16 protein-coding genes and 1 tRNA gene are annotated in these 21,154 nt (G+C 41.6%); 12 read left to right on the forward strand and 5 right to left on the reverse strand.

The window, feature by feature from the left end:
- Positions 1–69: 69 nt before the first annotated feature.
- The 3 genes from ACFPFU_RS24845 to ACFPFU_RS24855 all read left to right on the forward strand — a co-directional run bounded on the left by ACFPFU_RS24845 (position 70) and on the right by ACFPFU_RS24855 (position 4,064).
- Complete coding sequence (locus tag ACFPFU_RS24845) at positions 70–801, forward strand: DUF4397 domain-containing protein (RefSeq protein ID WP_377069316.1); 732 nt, start codon at positions 70–72, stop codon at positions 799–801.
- Positions 802–967: 166 nt separating this feature from the next.
- On the forward strand, positions 968–2,311 hold the full coding sequence (gene purB, locus ACFPFU_RS24850) for an adenylosuccinate lyase (protein ID WP_377069318.1): 1,344 nt from the start codon (positions 968–970) through the stop codon (positions 2,309–2,311).
- Positions 2,312–2,507: 196 nt separating this feature from the next.
- Positions 2,508–4,064: a SulP family inorganic anion transporter gene (locus ACFPFU_RS24855; RefSeq protein WP_377069320.1), complete on the forward strand. Its 1,557-nt coding sequence runs from the start codon at positions 2,508–2,510 to the stop codon at positions 4,062–4,064.
- A gap of 28 nt (positions 4,065–4,092) precedes the next feature.
- Here the strand turns inward: ACFPFU_RS24855 and ctlX are convergent, their stop codons facing one another.
- The 5 genes from ctlX to ACFPFU_RS24880 all read right to left on the reverse strand — a co-directional run bounded on the left by ctlX (position 4,093) and on the right by ACFPFU_RS24880 (position 10,142).
- On the reverse strand, positions 4,093–5,025 hold the full coding sequence (gene ctlX, locus ACFPFU_RS24860) for a citrulline utilization hydrolase CtlX (protein ID WP_377069322.1): 933 nt from the start codon (positions 5,023–5,025) through the stop codon (positions 4,093–4,095).
- 29 nt (positions 5,026–5,054) lie between these two features.
- Positions 5,055–5,975, reverse strand: coding sequence for a hypothetical protein (locus ACFPFU_RS24865; RefSeq protein WP_377069324.1), 921 nt, complete (start codon positions 5,973–5,975; stop codon positions 5,055–5,057).
- A 223-nt stretch (positions 5,976–6,198) separates the two neighbouring features.
- Positions 6,199–8,724, reverse strand: a complete 2,526-nt coding sequence (locus tag ACFPFU_RS24870) for an ATP-dependent Clp protease ATP-binding subunit (protein WP_377069326.1) — start codon at positions 8,722–8,724, stop codon at positions 6,199–6,201.
- An 84-nt stretch (positions 8,725–8,808) separates the two neighbouring features.
- Positions 8,809–9,447: a WbqC family protein gene (locus ACFPFU_RS24875; RefSeq protein ID WP_377069328.1), complete on the reverse strand. Its 639-nt coding sequence runs from the start codon at positions 9,445–9,447 to the stop codon at positions 8,809–8,811.
- Positions 9,448–9,512: 65 nt separating this feature from the next.
- A complete protein-coding gene (locus ACFPFU_RS24880) occupies positions 9,513–10,142 on the reverse strand; it encodes an L-threonylcarbamoyladenylate synthase (protein WP_377069330.1) in 630 nt (209 codons plus the stop codon).
- 239 nt (positions 10,143–10,381) lie between these two features.
- On the opposite strand from ACFPFU_RS24880, the gene mltG reads away from it, so the two are divergent.
- The 9 genes from mltG to ACFPFU_RS24925 form a co-directional block, all read left to right on the forward strand.
- Complete coding sequence (gene mltG, locus ACFPFU_RS24885; protein ID WP_377069332.1) at positions 10,382–11,428, forward strand: endolytic transglycosylase MltG; 1,047 nt, start codon at positions 10,382–10,384, stop codon at positions 11,426–11,428.
- Positions 11,429–11,433: 5 nt separating this feature from the next.
- Entirely contained in the window at positions 11,434–11,862 is a 429-nt protein-coding gene (locus tag ACFPFU_RS24890; RefSeq protein ID WP_377069334.1) for an acyl-CoA thioesterase, read from the forward strand.
- Entirely contained in the window at positions 11,859–12,815 is a 957-nt protein-coding gene (locus ACFPFU_RS24895; protein WP_377069336.1) for a YihY/virulence factor BrkB family protein, read from the forward strand. The genes ACFPFU_RS24890 and ACFPFU_RS24895 overlap by 4 nt, the downstream gene beginning before the upstream one ends.
- Positions 12,816–13,066: 251 nt before the next feature.
- Positions 13,067–13,151: transfer RNA gene (locus tag ACFPFU_RS24900), tRNA-Ser, on the forward strand.
- A gap of 624 nt (positions 13,152–13,775) precedes the next feature.
- Positions 13,776–14,366, forward strand: a complete 591-nt coding sequence (locus ACFPFU_RS24905; RefSeq protein ID WP_377069338.1) for an RNA polymerase sigma factor — start codon at positions 13,776–13,778, stop codon at positions 14,364–14,366.
- 38 nt (positions 14,367–14,404) lie between these two features.
- The gene (locus tag ACFPFU_RS24910; RefSeq protein ID WP_377069340.1) at positions 14,405–15,436 is read left to right on the forward strand and encodes a FecR family protein; all 1,032 of its coding nucleotides are present in this window, start codon (positions 14,405–14,407) and stop codon (positions 15,434–15,436) included.
- 147 nt (positions 15,437–15,583) lie between these two features.
- Positions 15,584–19,174, forward strand: coding sequence for a SusC/RagA family TonB-linked outer membrane protein (locus ACFPFU_RS24915; RefSeq protein ID WP_377069342.1), 3,591 nt, complete (start codon positions 15,584–15,586; stop codon positions 19,172–19,174).
- A 17-nt stretch (positions 19,175–19,191) separates the two neighbouring features.
- Positions 19,192–20,925: a RagB/SusD family nutrient uptake outer membrane protein gene (locus tag ACFPFU_RS24920; protein WP_377069344.1), complete on the forward strand. Its 1,734-nt coding sequence runs from the start codon at positions 19,192–19,194 to the stop codon at positions 20,923–20,925.
- Between the two features lie 48 nt (positions 20,926–20,973).
- Positions 20,974–21,154 (forward strand): hypothetical protein (locus tag ACFPFU_RS24925; protein WP_377069346.1); only part of this gene is annotated, 181 nt, incomplete at its 3' end.

The raw sequence follows: 21,154 nt of genomic DNA on the forward strand, positions 1-21,154 counted from the left end.
GTAAATCGGTGTAGCACTTTATGATAAAATTCCGTATCGGGTTCAAAGATGCTAAAAACCAATTATTATATGATAACCATAATCCAATCCATAAAAAAAATGAGGCTCAAAAACTGGCATTTACTTTTCCTTGTTGTCCTTTTTACCTTTTCCTGTCTCAATAACGACGACGGCGGGCTTGGAAACACACCTACCGCCTATGTTTCCTTCTATAATGGAGCCATTACTCCCTCGCGTATAAAGATAGAGGTAGACGGAAAAACCTACAACCCCAAACCTTTTGACTATGGCATTCATTTAGATTACTGGTATTTCTATACGGGAGAGAGAAATTTCATTTTCAGTAATCCACAATCAAGTGATCAGACGCTCTTAGACACTGCGATTACACTTAAAGTAGACAAAGCTTACACTTTTTTTATGGCCCATGACGGTGAGAAGCTTACTACTTTGTTTACAGAGGACAGCCTTGAACTGCCCGAATCGGGTAAAGCACTCATCCGGCTGGTCCACTTGTCTCACGATACTCCCGACCTGGACCTGTATCTCGGAGGGAAAGAAACAGCCTTTATGGAAAACAAAAATTTCATGGATATTACCTCTTTTCGCTCCATCGCCACCGGCCATACGGATTTTCTGTTAAGAACCTCCGAAGATCAGGAGTTGGTAGCGATGCTTCCGGACATGAATATCCGGGAAGGGAGGATATACACGTTGGTCATCAGGGGGAAAGCCGAACAGGACAACGACTCGGATCCACCACTCCGGCTCCAATTGATTAGAAATTATCCGAATTTTTGATGATATTTTTAGCACAGCACTACCGCTCCAATTCAAGAAATTTGGATTGGAACGGATTTTTTTAAATCAATTTTCCCTGACAATTATTTGTGAAACCTCACCCTTTTTAAGATTTAAAATTATTTTTACCTTTTCAATCATCGAACCAACAAAAAACAGGTATTTAATGGAACTCAACCACCTCACAGCAATTTCCTCCATAGATGGCAGATACGGGGCTAAAACCAGTCCTCTTATGGGCTATTTTTCTGAATATGCCCTTATCAAATACCGGGTAAAAGTTGAAATCGAATACTTTGTCGCATTGTGTGAGTTACCTTTGCCCCAACTATCTGATGTCAACCCGAATGTTTTTCCCGCCTTACGAAAAATAGCAGAAACATTTTCTGAAGAAGACGCCCTGGATATCAAAGAAATTGAAAAAACCACCAATCATGATGTAAAAGCGGTAGAATATTTTCTAAAAGATCGCTTTAACAAATTGGGGCTGGAAAAATATGTGGAATTCATTCATTTCGGCCTTACCTCCCAGGACATCAATAACACGGCTATCCCCCTGATGTTCAAAGACGGGTTAAACCGTATTATTCTCCCGGAATTACATACTGTCATCAAACATATTTCCGACAGAGCTATACAATGGGATAATATTCCCATGCTGGCTAAAACCCATGGCCAGCCGGCCTCCCCTACCCGGTTAGGAAAGGAATTTCAGGTTTTTGTTGCCAGGCTTCAGAACCAGCTCCATTTATTGGACCAGATTCCTTTTGCTGCGAAATTCGGGGGTGCTACCGGTAATATGAATGCACATTACATTGCTTACCCTGGAATAGACTGGAAAGCTTTTGCGGATGGCTTTGTAGACCAACGGCTTGCACTCTCAAGGAGCTATCCCACCACGCAAATTGAGCATTATGATCACCTGGCTGCACATATGGATGCGCTCAAAAGGATCAACACCATTCTACTGGACTTTTCAAGAGATGTGTGGCAGTATATTTCTATGAATTATTTCAAACAGAAGATAAAAGCCGGCGAAATAGGCTCTTCAGCGATGCCGCATAAAGTCAATCCCATCGACTTTGAAAACGCGGAAGGCAATCTTGGCATAGCCAATGCCCTTTTGGAGCATCTGGCCACAAAGCTTCCTGTAAGCAGACTGCAAAGGGATCTTACAGACAGTACTGTACTTCGTGTAATAGGGGTCCCCCTTGCTCATATGCTCATCTCTTTTCTATCGCTGTCCAAAGGGATAGGCAAACTGGAACTCAATGAAGCTGCCATCAACGCTGATTTGGAAGACAATTGGGCGGTGGTTGCTGAAGCCATCCAGACCGTGTTGAGAAGGGAAGGGTATCCCAAACCTTATGAGGCCTTGAAAGACCTGACACGAACAAATGAAAAAATCACCCCGGAATCGATTAAATCATTTATCAAAACCCTTGACGTGACCGGTGAGGTAAAAAAAGAACTGGAAAAAATCACCCCCTTTAATTACACCGGAAAGTAATTTTTGAATATTTTATGAACGGTGAAACCTTATTTTGGCTTTGCCGTTTTCTTATTTTTATCACGTTTCAAAAACTTGCCCAACAGTCTGATGATAATGGTTTTTGATTAAAAAAATGCTGCTTGCATACAAAAAGCAGAATATTATTTCATATATTTATATTCAACTATTCATAATATATAGTTAAAATAGAATTATGCCTAATCGTAAAGGTTTATTTGCCAACCTCGGAGCAGACCTGCCCGCTGGTTTAGTAGTATTCTTGGTGGCATTGCCCCTGTGTTTGGGTATTGCATTGGCCTCCGGGGCTCCTTTATTTTCCGGAATTATCGCAGGTATAATAGGGGGATTAGTCATTGGACCATTATCAGGATCACATACCGCGGTGTCCGGACCGGCAGCGGGGCTTACGGTTATTGTCCTCAATGCCATCGAGGACCTTCAAGCCTTCGATCTTTTTCTTACTGCCGTCGTTATCGCAGGGGTGATTCAAATTGTTTTGGGCATTATTAAGGCAGGGGTGATTGGATATTACTTTCCCACCTCTGTGATCAAGGGGATGTTGGCGGGGATAGGAATCATACTGATCATTAAACAATTACCCTATGTATTCGGCGTTAATGAAACAGAACTGGTAAGAGATTATATCCCATTTGTTAATGATTTGGATGCCGTCTTATCCCTTAAATTACTCATCAACGAATTTCATCTAGGTGCAATAATCATCGGTTTTGCCTCCCTTTTTATATTGGTTTTATGGGAAAAACCATTTATTAAATCCAACAAAGCGCTGAAAGTCGTCCCCGGAGCTTTAGTGGCTGTTATCGTCAGCATAGGCTTTAACAAATTTTTCAAGTTCTACGTCCCCAACCTATATATCAATACAGAAAACAAAGTCAACCTGCCTGACATTACAGGATGGGACAATATGCTGTCTCAATTCATCATTTTCAATCCCTCCGGCCTGTTGAATCCTGAGGTATGGATGGTCGGCTTCACCATCGCCATCATTGCCAGTCTGGAAACCCTTCTTAGTCTTGAAGCCGCGGATAAAATCGACCCCTATAAAAGGATCTCCCCGCCAAACAGGGAACTTGTCGCTCAAGGGATCGGCAACCTGGCTAATGGACTGATTGGGGGAATGCCGGTCACCGCGGTAATTGTGCGGAGTTCCGCCAATGTGAGTTCTGGCGCTAAATCCAAAATGTCTGCCATTTTCCATGGCTTTTTGTTGCTGCTGAGCGTCTTGCTGATCCCAGACTTGCTCAACCTGATCCCCCTTGCCAGTTTGGCAGCCATCCTGTTGTTGGTAGGCTATAAGCTTTCAAAGATCTCCCTATTTAAATCCATGTATCGCCTTGGATGGGATCAGTTCCTGCCATTTATCGTTACCATTATAGGCATCATTGTGTTTGACCTTCTCAAAGGAATAGGTCTTGGGATGATTGTGGGAGTGATTTATATCTTGATGCGAAACTTTAAAAATTCCCATTTCCTAAGGGACAGGGAAGACGACGGCTTGGTCCATATCGTGTTGGCCGAGGAGGTAAGCTTCCTGAATAAGGGCGCCTTGATTAATTCGCTGAACAGCATCCCTGACCATAAAAAAGTCCTGATCGACGGATCCAATTCAAAAGTCATTGATTATGATGTACTTGAAGTGATAGAAAATTTCAAGACCAATGCAAAAGAGAGGGATATCGAAGTGGAAACCATCAATATTAAACCTGTTACCATTAAAAGTCTTCATTAAAAGGCTTTTGATGGTACCGATGATTTTCTCAGGCGACCGGAAGAAAAATCTCTGCCAACATGCAGCGTATACTTCCGCCGCCCAGGCTTTCTATCATGGAGACATCCGGTGTAATAACGCCAGTACACCTCTCAATGGTTTTGATTTGGCCTTTCCTTAAAGAGCGATAGGCGGTTTCTGACATAACCGTATACCTTTCGCCGTTTTTATTAATCAGCTCCAGCATGTTCCCACAGAAATTCATTTTTTGGTGAACGGTAATGGGGATAATTTTCTTTCCTGAATTTTCAAGCTGTGTTTTGAGGTTCATTTTTTCAAACGTGGAAGGAATGGCGTCCAAACATGTGACAGCTAGGTCTGTTCCCACATGCATCATCACATTGGTATGATATACCGGATACATTTTCCCCGATTTTCTTATCACGGCATGAAATCCTACGACCTCATAGTCCATCAATGCTGCTAAATAGGCCAATGGAACAGGATGTGTCCTTTCCGAAGCGGCCGCATAGGCTATTTTTTGTACCCGGTCAAACACAACGCTTCCCGTTCCTTCTAAAAACTGCCCATCTTCCTCAAAAAAGGTCAAATCGATGATTTCATCTACCCTGTAACCTTTATTGATTAGCAGTTCAATGATTTCTTTCCTCCTTTCTAACCTTCTGTTGCGTGCCTTCATCGGATAAATGATGGCTTTGCCATCTCCATGGGTACTTAACCAATTATTTGGAAAGACAGCATCCGGCTTTGATGGTAAAGCGGTGTCTTCTGCTACAATCACTTCTATACCGCGTTCACGCAAAGCGTTGACACTGTTTTCAAATTGATACCTGACAAGCCTTTTTACTTCAGATAAGTCATTGCCTTTATATGCCCTTTGAAAAAGGTTGTCGTAAGCAGTCTGGGGATTAAAACCAAAAGCTGCCGGTCTGACCATCAATACAGCTGAGGCTGTCTGCATTATCTACGGAATCTATAAGGTATGAAATATCAGTTTTGTGAGACGGGGACTAATCTGTCATATCTGTACAGCACCGGCTCAACACGAAGGCGCTTCTCACTCAGCGTAAAATATCCCTGCCCATCAGCCGAAAAAGCTATGGCTTCTCCTTGGGGTTCCGGATTATAAGGCAGAAGTACCGGGGTACGCTTCAGGGCCTGGACAACACTCTCCCCTTCATTCCTTTCCCAGTAATAGATCACCCAATAATTCTTAATCAATATCTGTTTTCCGTCTCCGGATATATCGCCTCCCGTAGACAATGTGATGGGTAGGTTCATTACTTTTTCCAACAATACCTTTTCATGCTCCAGCTTGTCCACGGCTGCCCGGTATAGAGCATTGCTGCTGTCCCTTTTAGAAAGGATGAAAAGGTCGCCTGTCCAAGGGTCAACAAGTAGCGTTTCTGCATCCTGTGGCCCATCCGGGTATTCCAAAGCAACCTTGTCAGGAACAATGGATAAATCGGATTCAAGCAAATCCGGTTCTTTAAATCTGTAAACGTAGATCTGATCGTGCCTGGAATAGTTGTCTCCAATTTCTCCGATATAAATATAAGAAGATCCCCTATCCGGACCCGGCCCCACTGCAATATCTTCCCAATCTCTGTTATTGACCCCTTCCAACTTGATTTTGCCCACATAGCTTCCCGAAGTGTCGATCATGTACACGTAAGGTTTTCCGCCACTATCATTATGCGCATACAAAATCCCGGGATGCACACGTGAAGCAGCCAGCCCGCTTGCTTCGTCTATTTCCTTGTTGTCGATTATTCCTATAGGCCTGTTACTGGTAAATAGCGTGTCCACTACTTGCGTATTGATCCGCAAATCATATTTATCCTGCAATTTCTCCGCCATCAGGAAGGGGATGATGGAAAAAAGAAAGAACAATTTTAACAAAAACTCCATTGAAAAACGCATAATTTGGACTTATATAGGTAAAATTCGTTATGTCCTTGAGGTGCCATAGCAACCCCTATTCAAACAGTTCACCCGGTATTAAAACGGCAACACCGCAGAACAAGTTTCTTTTGATATGTTTTTTCAAATATAAAAAATTGCATTTTAAATTTATTTTTAACTAAAAAAAAGCGGCACATTGGCCGCTTTTCAAATGGTTGCTTTTTTATAATCAGTCCGCTTTCTCTTTTTTGCTGACACTGATCGTCAATACATCACCTTCCCCTGAGTAATCTGCAAGGATCACGTCTCCATCCGAAAGTTCTCCTTTAAGGATTTCTTCCGCAATCGCATCTTCCAAGTATTTCTGAATAGCTCTGTTCAAAGGCCTTGCGCCATACTGCTTGTCATAGCCTTTTTCGGACAGGAAGTCCTTGGCTTTATCTGTGAGCTCGATGACATAACCCAAATCCGTGATCCTGGCAAACAACTTGGACAAGTTGATATCAATAATCTTATGGATATCATCTTTGGACAGTGAGTTGAATATAACCACGTCATCCAATCTGTTCAGGAATTCTGGGCTGAAGGCTTTTTTAAGGGCGCTCTGGATAGTAGACTTCATCACGTCGTCCATATTCTCCTGTTTGGATTTGGAAGCAAAACCGATACCTGCGCCAAAATCCTTGAGATCCCTGACCCCGATATTGGAAGTCATGATGATGATGGTGTTTCTAAAATCCACTCTTCTTCCAAGCCCATCTGTCAATATACCGTCATCCAATACCTGCAGCAAGATATTAAATACATCCGGGTGCGCTTTCTCAATCTCGTCCAATAAGACCACGGAATATGGCTTTCTCCTTACTTTTTCTGTAAGCTGTCCTCCTTCCTCATATCCTACGTAACCCGGAGGCGCGCCTACCAATCTTGACACACTGAATTTCTCCATGTATTCAGACATGTCAATTCTGATAAGGGCATCCTCTTTGTCGAACAAGTAAGTAGCAAGCATCTTCGCCAACTCTGTCTTACCTACCCCGGTGGGCCCGAGGAACACAAATGAACCTATAGGTTTCCTCGGATCTTTCAGACCCACCCTGGTCCTTTGAATGGCCTTGGTGAGCTTTTTAATGGCTTCATCCTGACCTACTACCCTGTTTTTCAGTTCCTCACCCATGTTGAGCAATTTTGAACCTTCATTTTGGGCAATTCTCCTCGCAGGAATACCGGTCATCATGGCTATTACCTCAGCTACATTGTCTTCTTCAACGGTATACCGTTTGGTTTTACTTTCTTCTTCCCACTTGGCTTTGGCGTTTTCCAGCTGTTCAAGAAGCTTTTTCTCTTTATCTCTCAACTGGGCAGCTTCCTCATATTTCTGACTTTTGACCACCCTGTTTTTTTCGATCTTTATCTTCTCGACTTCCTCCTCCAGTTTGAGAATATTATCCGGAACATGAATGTTGTTGATGTGTACCCTGGCGCCGGCCTCATCAAGGATATCTATTGCCTTGTCCGGTAGAAACCTATCTGAAATATACCTGTCAGACAACTTCACGCAGGCCTGAATAGCCTCCGGTGTATAGTTGACATTATGATGGTCCTCATACTTGTCTTTGATATTCTCCAGAATCTGAATGGTTTCTTCCGGTGAGGTAGCATCCACCATCACCATTTGGAATCTCCTGGCCAATGCGCCGTCCTTCTCGATGTATTGTCTGTATTCATCAAGAGTAGTAGCGCCTATACATTGGATTTCGCCCCGGGCCAAAGCCGGCTTAAACATGTTTGAGGCGTCCAGCGAACCACTGGCTCCGCCTGCACCCACGATGGTATGCAGCTCATCAATAAACAGGATGACATTGGGAGATTTTTCCAGTTCATTCATCACCGCCTTCATCCTTTCCTCGAATTGCCCTCTGTATTTGGTACCCGCAACCAACGAAGCCAAGTCCAACGTGACCACCCTTTTGTTAAAGAGTACACGGGAAACTTTCTTTTGAACGATCCTTAAGGCGAGTCCCTCCGCAATAGCTGTCTTGCCCACTCCTGGTTCACCGATAAGGATCGGATTGTTTTTCTTTCTTCTTGAAAGTATCTGTGCCACCCTTTCAATTTCCTTCTCACGTCCGATGATTGGGTCCAGTTTGTCCTCTTCGGCCATTCTCGTCAGATCTCTGCCGAAATTGTCAAGCACGGGGGTACGGGATTTTTCTGCACTTCCCTTCGAGCTGCCAGATGAGCCACTTGACGCCCCGAACAATTTAGAGCCTTCCTCATCAGAGTCATCTGCCTCTGGTCCGGATCGGGGGGATTGGTCTGTCTGGAATTCCAACATTTCCTTTACGGTGTCATATGTAGCATCAAACTTTTGCAGAATTTGCGTAGCAATATTATCTTCATCCCTTAAGATAGACAACAAAAGATGCTCGGTTCCGATAAGTTGACTCTTGAATATCTTTGCCTCTAAATAAGTTATTTTCAAAACTTTTTCAGACTGCCTGGTAAGTGGAATATTGGCCAAGTTCTTGACATTGTGGTTAGCGGTTCCCTTCACCGCCCTCTCCACCGAACTCCTCAATTCATCCAAGGGGACGCCAAGCTTCTTTAGAATGGAAACAGCCACACCCTCTCCTTCACGGATCATACCCAGTAAGAGGTGTTCCGTACCAATGTAATCATGCCCCAATCGCAAAGCCTCTTCACGACTCAGGGAGATCACCTCTTTGACTCTGTTTGAAAATTTTGCTTCCATTTATATCCTTTCTTAATAATCGCTGTAGAATATTGATTAATGTTATCGAATTTGTTTTAAAAACACAATACTTTTATATATTGTTCAATTACTTTTTTTGGAGAGAGCCAGTATTTTGCCTGCCTGCACGCCCTCACAAAACAACAAATCCAGAACACAAAGGTTGGGAACAAAGTCTGCGCCAAATATTTGCTGATAGGGATGAGGAAGGTATAATTCCCTTTCTCCATAAGGCTGTTTGGCATTGATTAAGCCCCTAATATCCTCACAATCCTCATTTTTGATTGCTGATGAGGTTGTTACCATTTTGACATTCCATCCCAAAAATTTAAGACAAAGTGTCAGTATTTTCCGGTTTAAATCCAACAGGTATTTATGCTGTTGTAAATATACATGCTCCAAATCAGAATAAAAATGTTCAAAGAAAGGGGCTTTTCCATAAGCGCTTTGGATACCCCGCAAGTGAACATTCATCCATTTTTGACTATAATCGATCTTAATCTCTTTATAAGGTTTTCTGCTTCGTGCCCCCAGCACCGGGACGCTTAATTGTTCCGTCTTATTGGCCAGCAGAATCCTGGTCCGGTTTCTATATGACTGTCTTACATAAGGATCATTCGGGTCGATAATCAGTTCATCTGCACCATGAATAGCGGAGAAAAACTCTAATGAAGGCAAATAAAAGAGGTCAAAAACCATCTTCTTTGTGTTATGTAGGGGCATCAAACAAGCGTTTTCATACAAATTAAAATAATGAAAGCCGCTTCCCAAAACGTAGACCGTCCTTTTTACAAAATTTCTGACAGTTCGCCCAGTCCCTGTCTAACCACTTCAATTTCTTCTCCGGTACAATCCACGACCGTTGAGGCGATGTTATTGCCATACCCTCCATCTATGACCACATCAACCAGATCTCTGTATTTTTCGTAAATCAGTTCCGGGTCGGTGCTGTATTCAACCACATCATCCTCATCCCTTATGGAAGTGGTAAGAATGGGCTGCCCCAACTCCCGCACCAGGGTTCTGGGGATGGAATGGTCGGGCACTCTGATCCCCACCGTTCTCTTCCTGTTGTTCAATAGTTTAGGCACCTTGTTGTTGGCTTCCAAAATAAATGTATATGGTCCTGGCAATGCCTTTTTCATAAGTTTAAACACAGGGGTACTCAATGCCCTTGTGTATTCCGAAATATTGCTCAAATCATAACATATAAACGAAAAATTCTGCTTCTGGGGTTTCACTCCTTTGATCTGACATATGCGTTCTATCGCTTTCTGGTTGAAAATATCACAGCCCATACCATACACTGTATCCGTCGGGTAGATGATGATCCCTCCTTCCCTTAACACGGTTGTTATCTGTCTAATGCGCCTTGGATCCGGGTTTTCGGGATATAATCTTATAAATTCAGCCGCCATCCGACCTTCTAAATTTGAGCATCAAAATATCAAAATATCCTCTTCGGATAGATAAAGTAAAACAATAATTTGCCAAAATAAAAACATACGGGGATATTTAACATATCTCCCCCCGGCTTTTTTTGCAAAAAAACAAGTAACCAATTAAGTATTATATTTGTAAGGTCAATCAAAGAAAAATCTGCTGAATTAAAGGGGCGGGGATTCCCCTTCATTCTATTCAAACAACTGACTGGAAGATGATTAACGATAAAAAAAAGAAATACTTTCTTGTTGGTGTGGTGGCATTCTCAGTATTGCTCACCTCACTTTCATTTTATTTTTACCAAGCCTTTTTTTCCCCCAACACCCTCGTGGACAGGCAAACTCCCGTTTCCCTGAAAATTCCCAGAAATGCCGAATACAAGCAGGTGGTTGACAGTCTTATACAGCACAACATCATCAACGACATTGTTACTTTCAGTTTTGTCGCCAAGGTGCTGGGATATCCGGAATCCGTAAAACCCGGACATTACCTCATTCAGCCACGCCTGTCCAATAAGGAACTGGTAACTTTGCTGCGGTCTGGGAGACAGACTCCTGTGAATATTACGTTCAATAACATCCGTACCTACGAGGATCTCGCGATAAAAATCACTCAAAACCTGGAAATTCAATCTAAGGCTGTATTGGATCTGCTACAAGACGAAGAATTTATTTCTAAATATGGGTTTGACAGCCATACCATTATGAGCATGTTTATTCCCAATACCTATGAAGTTTACTGGAATATGGATGCCCTTTCTCTTTTTGACAGGATGCATAAAGAATATCAAAGGTTTTGGACGGAAGAAAGGACCAGGAAAGCGGAATCGATGAACATGTCTCCCACAGAGGTCTCTGTCTTGGCATCTATCATACAGGCGGAAACCAGCAAGGCTGATGAACGGCCTAAGGTGGCAGGTGTTTATGTCAACCGGCTTCATAGAAATATGCCCCTGCAAGCCGACCCTACATTGGTATACGCACTAGGAGATTTTAGTATTAAAAGAGTGCTTAATGTACATAAGGAGATTGAAAGCCCCTATAATACCTATAAATATGTCGGACTCCCCCCCGGTCCCATAAATCTGCCTGAAATCAGTTCATTGGAAGCGGTATTGAATTATCAGGAACATGATTACTTGTATTTCTGCGCCAAAGAGGATTTCTCAGGTTACCATGTTTTCGCTACCAATCTTGGCGATCATATGAACAATGCGAGAAGGTATCAAAATGCTTTGAACACATCTAAAATTTTTAAATAACGATCATGTTTCAATCGGATATTCAGGTAAGGGTGAGATACGCGGAGACAGACCAAATGGGATATGTGTATTATGGCAATTACGCCACTTACTATGAGGTAGGCCGTGTGGAGGCTCTTAGGAGCATCGGGTTTTCTTATAGCCAAATGGAAGCGGAAGGCATCATGATGCCGGTTTTGGAAAACCACAGCCGTTTTATCCAACCGGGCAGGTACGATGAACTCCTGACCATCCGCACATCCATCAAAGAAATGCCTGGAATAAGGATCCGCTTTCATTATGAGGTATACAATGAAGAGGGCCAGTTGATCCACACTGGAGAAACCCTGCTGACGTTTCTGAAAACCGACAGCCACCGCCCATGCAGGCCGCCCAAATACCTGCTGGATTTACTAAACCCCTATTTCAGGCACGCAGAGCAACAAAGCAAGTGAAAAAACATGTCCATAGGTTCGCAGACAGACTTCATGAAAGGGCTTTAAAATTAAGGTCAGTTCATTTTGGCAACCCAGACCAGAACCTATATGATGTCGGCAGAATATTTATACGCCAGCTTCAGAAAGACGAGGTGATAGAAAGGGCAAGTGCCATGGCTTTCAACTTTACTGTAGCCATGTTCCCCCTCCTTCTGTTTCTGCTTAATACCATTCCTTATATACAGTTTTTTTTTCCTGATGTAACCACGGCCAATATACTCCTTTTTGTTAAAGATATCCTTCCTGAAAGCATCTTCGAAGAAACCCTTCCGACCATCATGGATATTGTGAGCCGGCCCAGGCAGAGCCTGCTTTCCCTAGGATTTTTTCTGGCCCTTTATCTTGCTACCAATGGGGTCATATCCATGATGAATGCCTTTAATGCCGTATACCGTACCAAGGAAAACAGGGGGTTTCTAAAAACGCGGTTGTTGGCTGTGAGCATCATTTTCGTCCTGGTCTTCAGCATATGTGGGGCGGTGCTGGTCATGTTAATAGGAAGTAATCTGCTTTATCAAATATCCACCTATGAATTCATCACCAACAACATCTACTATTATTCACTGGCTTTTTTCAGGTTTTTCGTGCTGCTGGTGTTGTTTATGATCGCCACCGCCTATATTTTCAGATTTGCTCCCGCGGTCCACGACAAATGGAAGTTTTTTTCTACAGGCTCTGTGACCGCCGGCCTGCTGATCACCCTGGGATTTTATGTCTTCTCTTTTTACCTGAACAACTTTGCCAGCTACAACAAGCTTTATGGCTCTATCGGCACCATGATAGCGGTAATGCTGTGGTTATTGATCACTTCTGTCATCATTTTGATAGGTTTTGAGATCAACGTCAGCCTGGACAAAGCTGCTGAAAAACGCCCCGTCACCAAAGTAAATTCTTTACATTCAAAAGCTTAAAGAATGCTGTTGAAATTTCATAGGTTTCGGTTTGTAAAAACCAATTTTAAACGTACTTTTGCAAACCGAAACAACAAGAATCAAGCGGTATCCGGGGGGGTGGCTATCGAGACCATCTGGAGGACAGCGGCCTTGAAAATTTCGGGTTTATCTTTACTGAGAGGAGTGACAGCATGGTTCCCGATGGCGATCGGGACGGCGGTCTTAGAAACCTCGGCTTTTTTTTATTTATTAATTTTATTTATTAATTAAGAGGAGTGGCAGAGTGGTCGATTGCGGCGGTCTTGAAAACCGTTGAACCGAGAGGTTCCGGGGGTTCGAATCCCTCCTCCTCTGCACAAAAATAGCCAAGCGACATGCTTGGCTATTTTTATTTCGGGCTGCCGGGCCTCTCCTACCGGTTAATATATAACTAATTTACTTTCAATAAGTTGGTTTTTGTTTAAAAAAACGGGCTATTTAGGGGGCCGTATTGTTTATGTTTATCTTCTGATCCCTAAAAATCCTAAAGCCTCAAACACAGCTTGCCGAGCAGCATGCCTTCCAACTTTAAGGCTTCAGTCAACTGGTAATTCAACTTAACCTTGTCGGACAGACCAACCTCCCCTTACCCTTATTCCTACATTCAAGCACCTTGCTTTCGCTTCCCCCACTTATTAATTCACATATTTACCGTTATAAGATTTTAAATTTTTGAATTTATTTTTTTTGATATAATAATTCCAAAACCAGTAAAATCACACATGGAAATGGATTAATATTTTTCAAAAAGAGTTTTACTGTTTAAAAAATTTCGACATCTACAGAATAAAAGAATTCAAAATACATTATATGTTTATTTTTATAAAATTTTATGGGGTCATTTTAATAGTTTAAGGCCTCTTATTAATACGAAGCGAAAGGATATTTTACGCTATGACATTAAACCCAAAAAAAACCACTACTTTATCCCTTCCAACTTTGCCAAATAAACACTCGGCTTCTATAGAGGTATTTGAAGGGAAAACGGATATTGAAATTTGGAAGGATTTTAATAACGGGGACGAGATCGCTTTTAACTACATATATCGGTTAAATGTCGAGAATATGTTTCATTTTGGCACCCAATTCACCGATGACCATTTGCTTGTACAGGATTCTATTCAGAACATTTTTATTTTTCTCAGAAAAAAAAGAGGTGAATTAAGCGAAGTTAAAAGCATTAAAGCCTACCTGTTTAAAATTCTTCAAAGGAAATTAATCAGGGAAATTACCAGGGATAATGGCAAAAAAAAGGTCCTGGCTGGCGTCATGGATGATAATTTGTTTTCTATCGAAGTTTCGCATGAAACCAAACTCATCCAAAGTGAAAAGACGGCTGAACTACAAAACAAACTCCAATCTGCCTTGGATCAACTTACCCCAAGGCAAAGGCAGGCGATATTATTACTATATCACGAAGGCATGAATTACAGTGAAGTTGCTGAGGTGATGGAGCTTCATAAAGTCAAATCTGCCAGAAAAATCATATATCGTGCGCTGGCGAGATTAAAAGAGTTGTTGGTTGAATAATGTATTTGTTTCATGAAATGGATCACTATCCGCTGTTTATGAGGTATTCGGATTATGAATTGGAAGATTTCCTTTTGGATGATTTCTTTATCCAGTGGGTCAAACGACCAGATGCAAATAACAAGCATTTTTGGGAAAGATGGTTACAGGAAAACCCGGACAGAAGAAATACGGTTATGGAAGCAGTCCAGATAATCCGTTCTGTCCATTATTCAAATAAAATTCCTTTTACGGACAAAATGTACATTGATATTTTTGAAAATATACTCAGAAATGAGGCTATACATCATAAAAACACCGCGTCTACGAAACGGGATATGGTTCTGATTTTCAGAAAATTTGCTGCATTATTAGTGGTTTCGTTTTGCTTGTGGGTAGTTTACGTTGCGTATTTTACACGTACCCCCCAAGTTGAGGAAACAAATGAGATCCCAGTCATTATAAAAAGTGTCCCAGCAGGAAAAAAATCCATCCTCACTTTAGCAGATGGTAGCAAGGTATATCTAAATTCCAATAGTTCAATCCAGTACCCAAAGGACTTTGGAAAAACTGAAAGAGAGGTTTTTTTAATCGGGGAGGCATTTTTTGAAATTCAAAAGGACTTGGATAAACCGTTTGTCGTGTCCTCTGGAAATACCAAAATAAGTGTTTTAGGAACCACCTTTAATGTCAATAATACCGATAATGGCAATGTATCTGTTGCTTTGGTCACTGGAAAAATAAGGGTTTGGGATGATAATGGAAATAACGTTGATGTCGAACCTAATGAGATGTTGGTGTTAGAGAAAGGGGGAAAATATTATAAAACCGGATTTGAGAAAAATGAAATCATTGGATGGAAAGATAAAATCCTGTTTTTTAAAAAGGATTCTTTGCAAAAGATTAAAGCAAAAATTGAAAAGTGGTACGGCGTAAATGTCCATATACAGGGAAACCCCTCTTCAAATTGGACTTATACAGGTATATATACAGATGAAATATTAGAGAATGTTTTAGAGGGCATCTTCCAGACCTCTGGTATCAAATACAAAATTGATGGAAGGGAAGTCATGATTTACAACCCAAAATAACAATTATATGACAACAAGAAATACCAGTTAGTTCATGCATAACAAAGGCAGAATTAGTTCTATGAACTGCATTCTGCCAATGAATCGCCTTGTGTCCGTGGAAAGAAGCAAGGCTTAGTTCAAGTAACACTTAAACACATCAATATTATGAAAAAAAAAATACTTAGACAACTGATTATGCTGTCGAAAAGATTGCTGTATGGATTTACCATTCAACTATTCCTGTGTACGGTAATTTTTGCCAATACAGGAAATGCTCAACGGAAGACACTTGAAGAAGTAACACTGAATGTTTCTATAAAAGAAAATACCCTGCTCCAATTTTTTAATGACATTGAATCAAAAACTGATTTTAAATTTACTTATAGTGACAATGCTGTTATTCTTAATCAAAAAATTTCCGTAGATAGAAAAAATACGTCACTGTATGATATACTTGCTGAGGTGTCAAAACAAGCAAAAGTAAGTTTTATCCAAGTAAACAACAATATTCACGTAAAACCGGTGAATCCCGGCCCGGACTCAAATGTGAAAGGTTTAGTAAGGAGTGATGATATTTCAGTAAGCGGGATAATCACTGACGAAAATGGAGAACCTCTTCCTGGAGCTACCATTACAGTACAAGGAACAACTACAGGTACAATTACTGATATTGATGGCAGGTATTCTATCACCGTTCCCGAGGAAGCCAGTTTAGTGATTTCTTATATCGGGTATCAACCAAAGATAATTTCTGTCGGAAACCAAACCGAAATAAATATCAGATTAATGCTGGATGCTTCTTCATTGGATGAAGTGATAGTAACCGGATATAGTTCTCAGGCAAGAAGAAACATTACCAGCGCAGTCAGTGTGGTAGATACAGAGGATTTATTGGCGGTGCCGGCGACAAACTTAGCACAACAACTTCAAGGTCGGGCTGCCGGTGTTTCAGTGGGAACTGATAATACCCCGGGAGGCGGCGTGGCAGTTAGAGTGAGGGGGTATGGAACATTAGGGAATAATGACCCGCTTTATATAATAGACGGGGTTCCTACAAAAGGCAATTTAAATACCATAAACCAAAATGACATAGAATCCATTCAAATCCTGAAAGACGCCTCTTCCGCCTCAATATATGGGTCGCGAGCTGCGAACGGTGTCATCATTATTACTACAAAAAAAGGAAAAGCAGGAGACCCGAAAGTCACGTTTGATGCCTACTATGGTATTCAGAGTTCCGGAAACAAACTTGATTTACTCAATACAACAGAATACGGGCAATATCTTTGGCAAAGTAAACGAAATGCCAACGTGGTAAATTCAGTTACCGGAAATCCGGAGCACTCCCAGTATGGAAACGGACCCGAGCCTGTTATTCCTGATTATATCATTCCGGACGGAGCATTTGAAGGAGACCCAAGAGTTGATCCTGGAAACTATAGTTATGACAGGTTTACAGATCCAGAATTTGGACAAACTAAATTTTCAATTACGCGGGCGAATAAGGAAGGGACGAATTGGATGGATGAAGTTTTTCAATCAGCTCCCATCCAAAATTACCAGTTAGGAATATCCGGCGGGACCGAAAAAGGACGATATTCTTTCTCCACCAATTATTTTGATCAGCAAGGGATTTTATTGCATAACGGATATAAGCGATACACGCTCCGTGCAAATTCAGAATTTACCGTAAAAAACAAGATTCGGGTAGGCGAAAATATACAAATTGCCTATGGACAAAGACAAGGTAACTACAGTAATAATCACGAAACCAGTCAAGTTTCCAATACCTTCCGTGCCCAACCAATAATACCTGTTTATGATATTGGAGGAAACTTTGCAGGCACGCTGGGAAGCAACCTGGGAAATGCTAACAATCCCGTGGGCCAACTGTATCGGAATAAGGACAATGGTTATAAAGAATTACGGATTTTCGGAAATGTTTTTGCGGAAGCAGATTTATTTCAGGATTTAACTTTTAGAACAAATTTTGGAATCGATGGTATAATTCATGCCGGCCGGTACTTTAACCCCATTGAAATAGAACTTGCCCATGCGAACAATGTCAATAGTTTAACCGAGCAACGAAATTATAACCACACATGGACTTGGACAAATACCCTCTCTTACGAAAAGACAATTGGTGAAGATCATTCAATAAACGTTTTTCTTGGGTTAGAGTCTATTGAAGGATATGGTAACAACCTTAGCACAGCCAGACAGGGGTATTTTGCTGAAATTCTGGATATTCAATACATTGACGCCGGAAGCCCAACCACGGCCACCAATAGTGGAAATATCGCTACTTTATGGTCATTATTTTCTTACTTCGGTAGAGTGGATTATTCTTTTAAAGATAAGTTTATTTTTCAGGGCACGGTAAGAAGGGATGCGTCATCCCGGTTTTTGGCTGCCACAAGATACGCCACTTTTCCCGCCGTTAGCGGCGGATGGCGACTGTCACAGGAATCCTTTATGGAGAATATTTCAATCTTGTCCGAATTAAAACTTAGAGCCGGCTGGGGCCAGACCGGTAATCAGGAAATTGGTGATTTCAACGCCTACGCCACCTATCACAGCAATCCATTTACCAGTGGTTATAGTATAACAGGTAGTCCCTCAGGTTATAACCAAGGCTTTGATATGGCCAGATTTGGAAACCCTAATGCCAAATGGGAAACCAGTTCATCTATTAATATTGGATTGGATGCTTCTTTCTTTGATAATCAACTTGAGTTTTTTTTCGATGTATATGACAGAAAAACTGAAAATCTATTATATGCCAGAGCGTTTGATCCGAGATTGGGCGATGCCATTATTCCTGCGCAAAATATTGCCTCTATGCAGAACCGGGGAATAGACCTAGCAGTAAATTATCATGGAAGCATCAATAGCGGTGAATTCAGGTACAGTATCAATGCAAACTTTTCCACTTACCGTAATAAAATCTTAGCGCTTGACCCGGATAATCCAGATGATTTCCTGCCGGGGTTTGGTCTTAGGACTCCACCCGTTACCAGATCGATTGTGGGCAGACCTTTATCATCATTCTATGGATATATAATTGATGGAATAATGCAATCTGAAGAAGAAGTCCAGAATCACGCATCATTTCCCGGTTATTATGATTCTGATATTTATATCAATGGACAAAGAACACAGGGAGTAGGGAAATTTAAATTTAGGGATATAAATGGGGACGGTGTGATTAATTCTGAAGATCAAACATTTATTGGCAATCCCCACCCGGATTTCAGTTATGGAATAAATTTGAATTTAGCTTATAAAAATTTTGATTTGACAATTTTTGCCCAAGGTGTCCAAGGCAATGATTTATTCAATCATGTTAGGTATTGGACAGATTTTGAAATTTTTCAGGGCAACAGAAGCAAGAGAATGCTGTATGACTCATGGAGGCCGGATAATCCAAACGCCGTTCTCCCCATCCTTGACGCTAATGACGCCCAAAGCGGTGTGCCATCCACCTATTTTGTGGAAGACGGGTCGTATATGAGGTTAAAAAATCTTCAGTTGGGATACACATTTCCAACTGGTATACTTTCCCGCATCGGACTTAATCAATTGCGGGTTTACGGCCAATTACAGAATTTGTTTACCATTACTAATTATTCAGGATTAGATCCAGAGGTTAATTTGAGGAATTTCAATAGTGGTTCAGATCGCGAAATCGGCGTCGATCAAGGTGTTTATCCTACACCCAAAGGCCTAATATTCGGATTGTCAGCTGGGTTTTAATTTTAATTGATTTGAATATGAAAGCTATATTAAAAACAAAAATATCCATAGCGCTGTCCCTAATATTAATGATGGCGTGCAGTGAAGAATTCCTTGAAAAACTGCCACAAGGACAATATAGTCCACAAGTTTTACAGACTCCCCGAGGGATTGAAGGGGCGCTCATTGGGGCCTACGCTTTATTGGACGGCATAGGAACCGCGGGAGTCACCAGCTGGCATGCACCGGCATCTAATTGGATTTTTGGGAGCGTTGTTTCTGATGATGCTTACAAAGGTTCAGATGCCGGTGATCAACCTGAGCAGACTTTTATGGAGAGATACGTCTGGTTACCTACGAATGTGCATCTTTATGGAAAATGGCGGACTGTATATGACGGGATTGCACGGTCAAATGACGTCCTCGCTAATTTACCTTTGGTACCGGAAATTAATCCGGACCGGAGGCTGCAGATTGAAGCAGAAGCCAGGTTTCTAAGGGCACATTATCACTTTGAAGGAAAACAAATGTGGAATAATATTTCATTTATTAGTGATGAAATATGGAATCCTGATGATCCAACAAGTGTATTGGTGCCAAATACTGAAGATACCTGGCCATTAATTCAGGCCGATTTTGCGTTTGCAATGGAAAACCTACCGGAAGAGCAGCCTGACCTGGGTAGACCTACAAAATATGCGGCCATGGCTTACTTGGCAAAATGTCATATGTTCCAGGCATTTCCCAATGGCACGAGGGATTTAGAGCACATAAATGCAGCCAAAACTTTGTTGGATCAAATTATCCAAAGTGGCAAGTATCGTCTTGTAGAGAAATTCCATGATAATTTTGCAGCAGAAACCAGAAACAACGAAGAGTCCGTTTTTGAAATACAATATTCTTTAACTGCTGCGGATGCAAGTGGGGGAAATCTTGGAGATGGTTTAACCTATATGTATCCGAACGGGCCCGGTGGATGTTGTGGATTTTTCCAGCCATCTCAAAATCTGGTTAATGCTTACAAGACCAATGAAAATGGACTGCCTTTAATTTACTCATTTAATGAAGTGGACGTAAAAAATGATGAAGGCATTTTATCATCGGAACCTTTTGAACCCTATGAGGGAAATTTGGACCCAAGATTGGATTGGACAGTGGGACGTCGTGGAATCCCTTATTTGGATTGGGGCAATCATCCCGGCAGGTTTTGGATTAGGGATCAGTCATACGCAGGCCCTTATTCATCAAAAAAACAAATAGTAAGCAGAGCCGAATCCGGTAAATCCGGAAACATGAGGGCCAGCGCAAATAATTATAGATTGATCCGTTATAGTCATGTTCTGTTGTGGGCAGCAGAATGTGAAGTGGAGCTGGGAAATTTGGAAAAAGCCAGGGAATACGTAAACATAATTAGATCCAGAGCCGCTAACCCTTCTGGATTTGTTTTAAAAAATGATGGTTCGCCAGCGGCAAACTATGTGATTGATTTGTATCAGGATACTTGGACGGATTCCGGATTTGCAAGAGATGCCGTTAGATTTGAAAACAGACTGGAATTTGCAATGGAGGGTCATCGATTTTTTGACCTTGTCCGATGGGGAGTCAGTGTAACGGTATTGAACAATTATTTACAAAAAGAAAGACAGCTTAGGACATATCTAAGTGGCGCGACTTTCGAAGAAAAAAATCAATATTATCCCATTCCCGAACAGGCTATCGTATATAGCAGTAAGGACGGGGTGGCCACTATCGTCCAGAATCCAGGATACTAAAGCCTTCTAAAATGGTAGGGTTGGTTAAAAATAAAAATGTTGACGGATATGTATTTATGCAATAGGGTTTTGGTGGTGATAGTAATGGGAATTGGATTACATAGTTCTTGTGGATCTGGCGATGATAATCAGGATTTTTCATTATCATCCTCTGACCAGATCAGCTATAACTTCCATGTGCGTCCGATCCTGTCGGACAACTGCTTTGCCTGTCACGGGCCGGACGCCA

It is taken from the genome of Negadavirga shengliensis, assembly GCF_042652345.1.
Lineage (GTDB): Bacteria > Bacteroidota > Bacteroidia > Cytophagales > Cyclobacteriaceae > Negadavirga > Negadavirga shengliensis.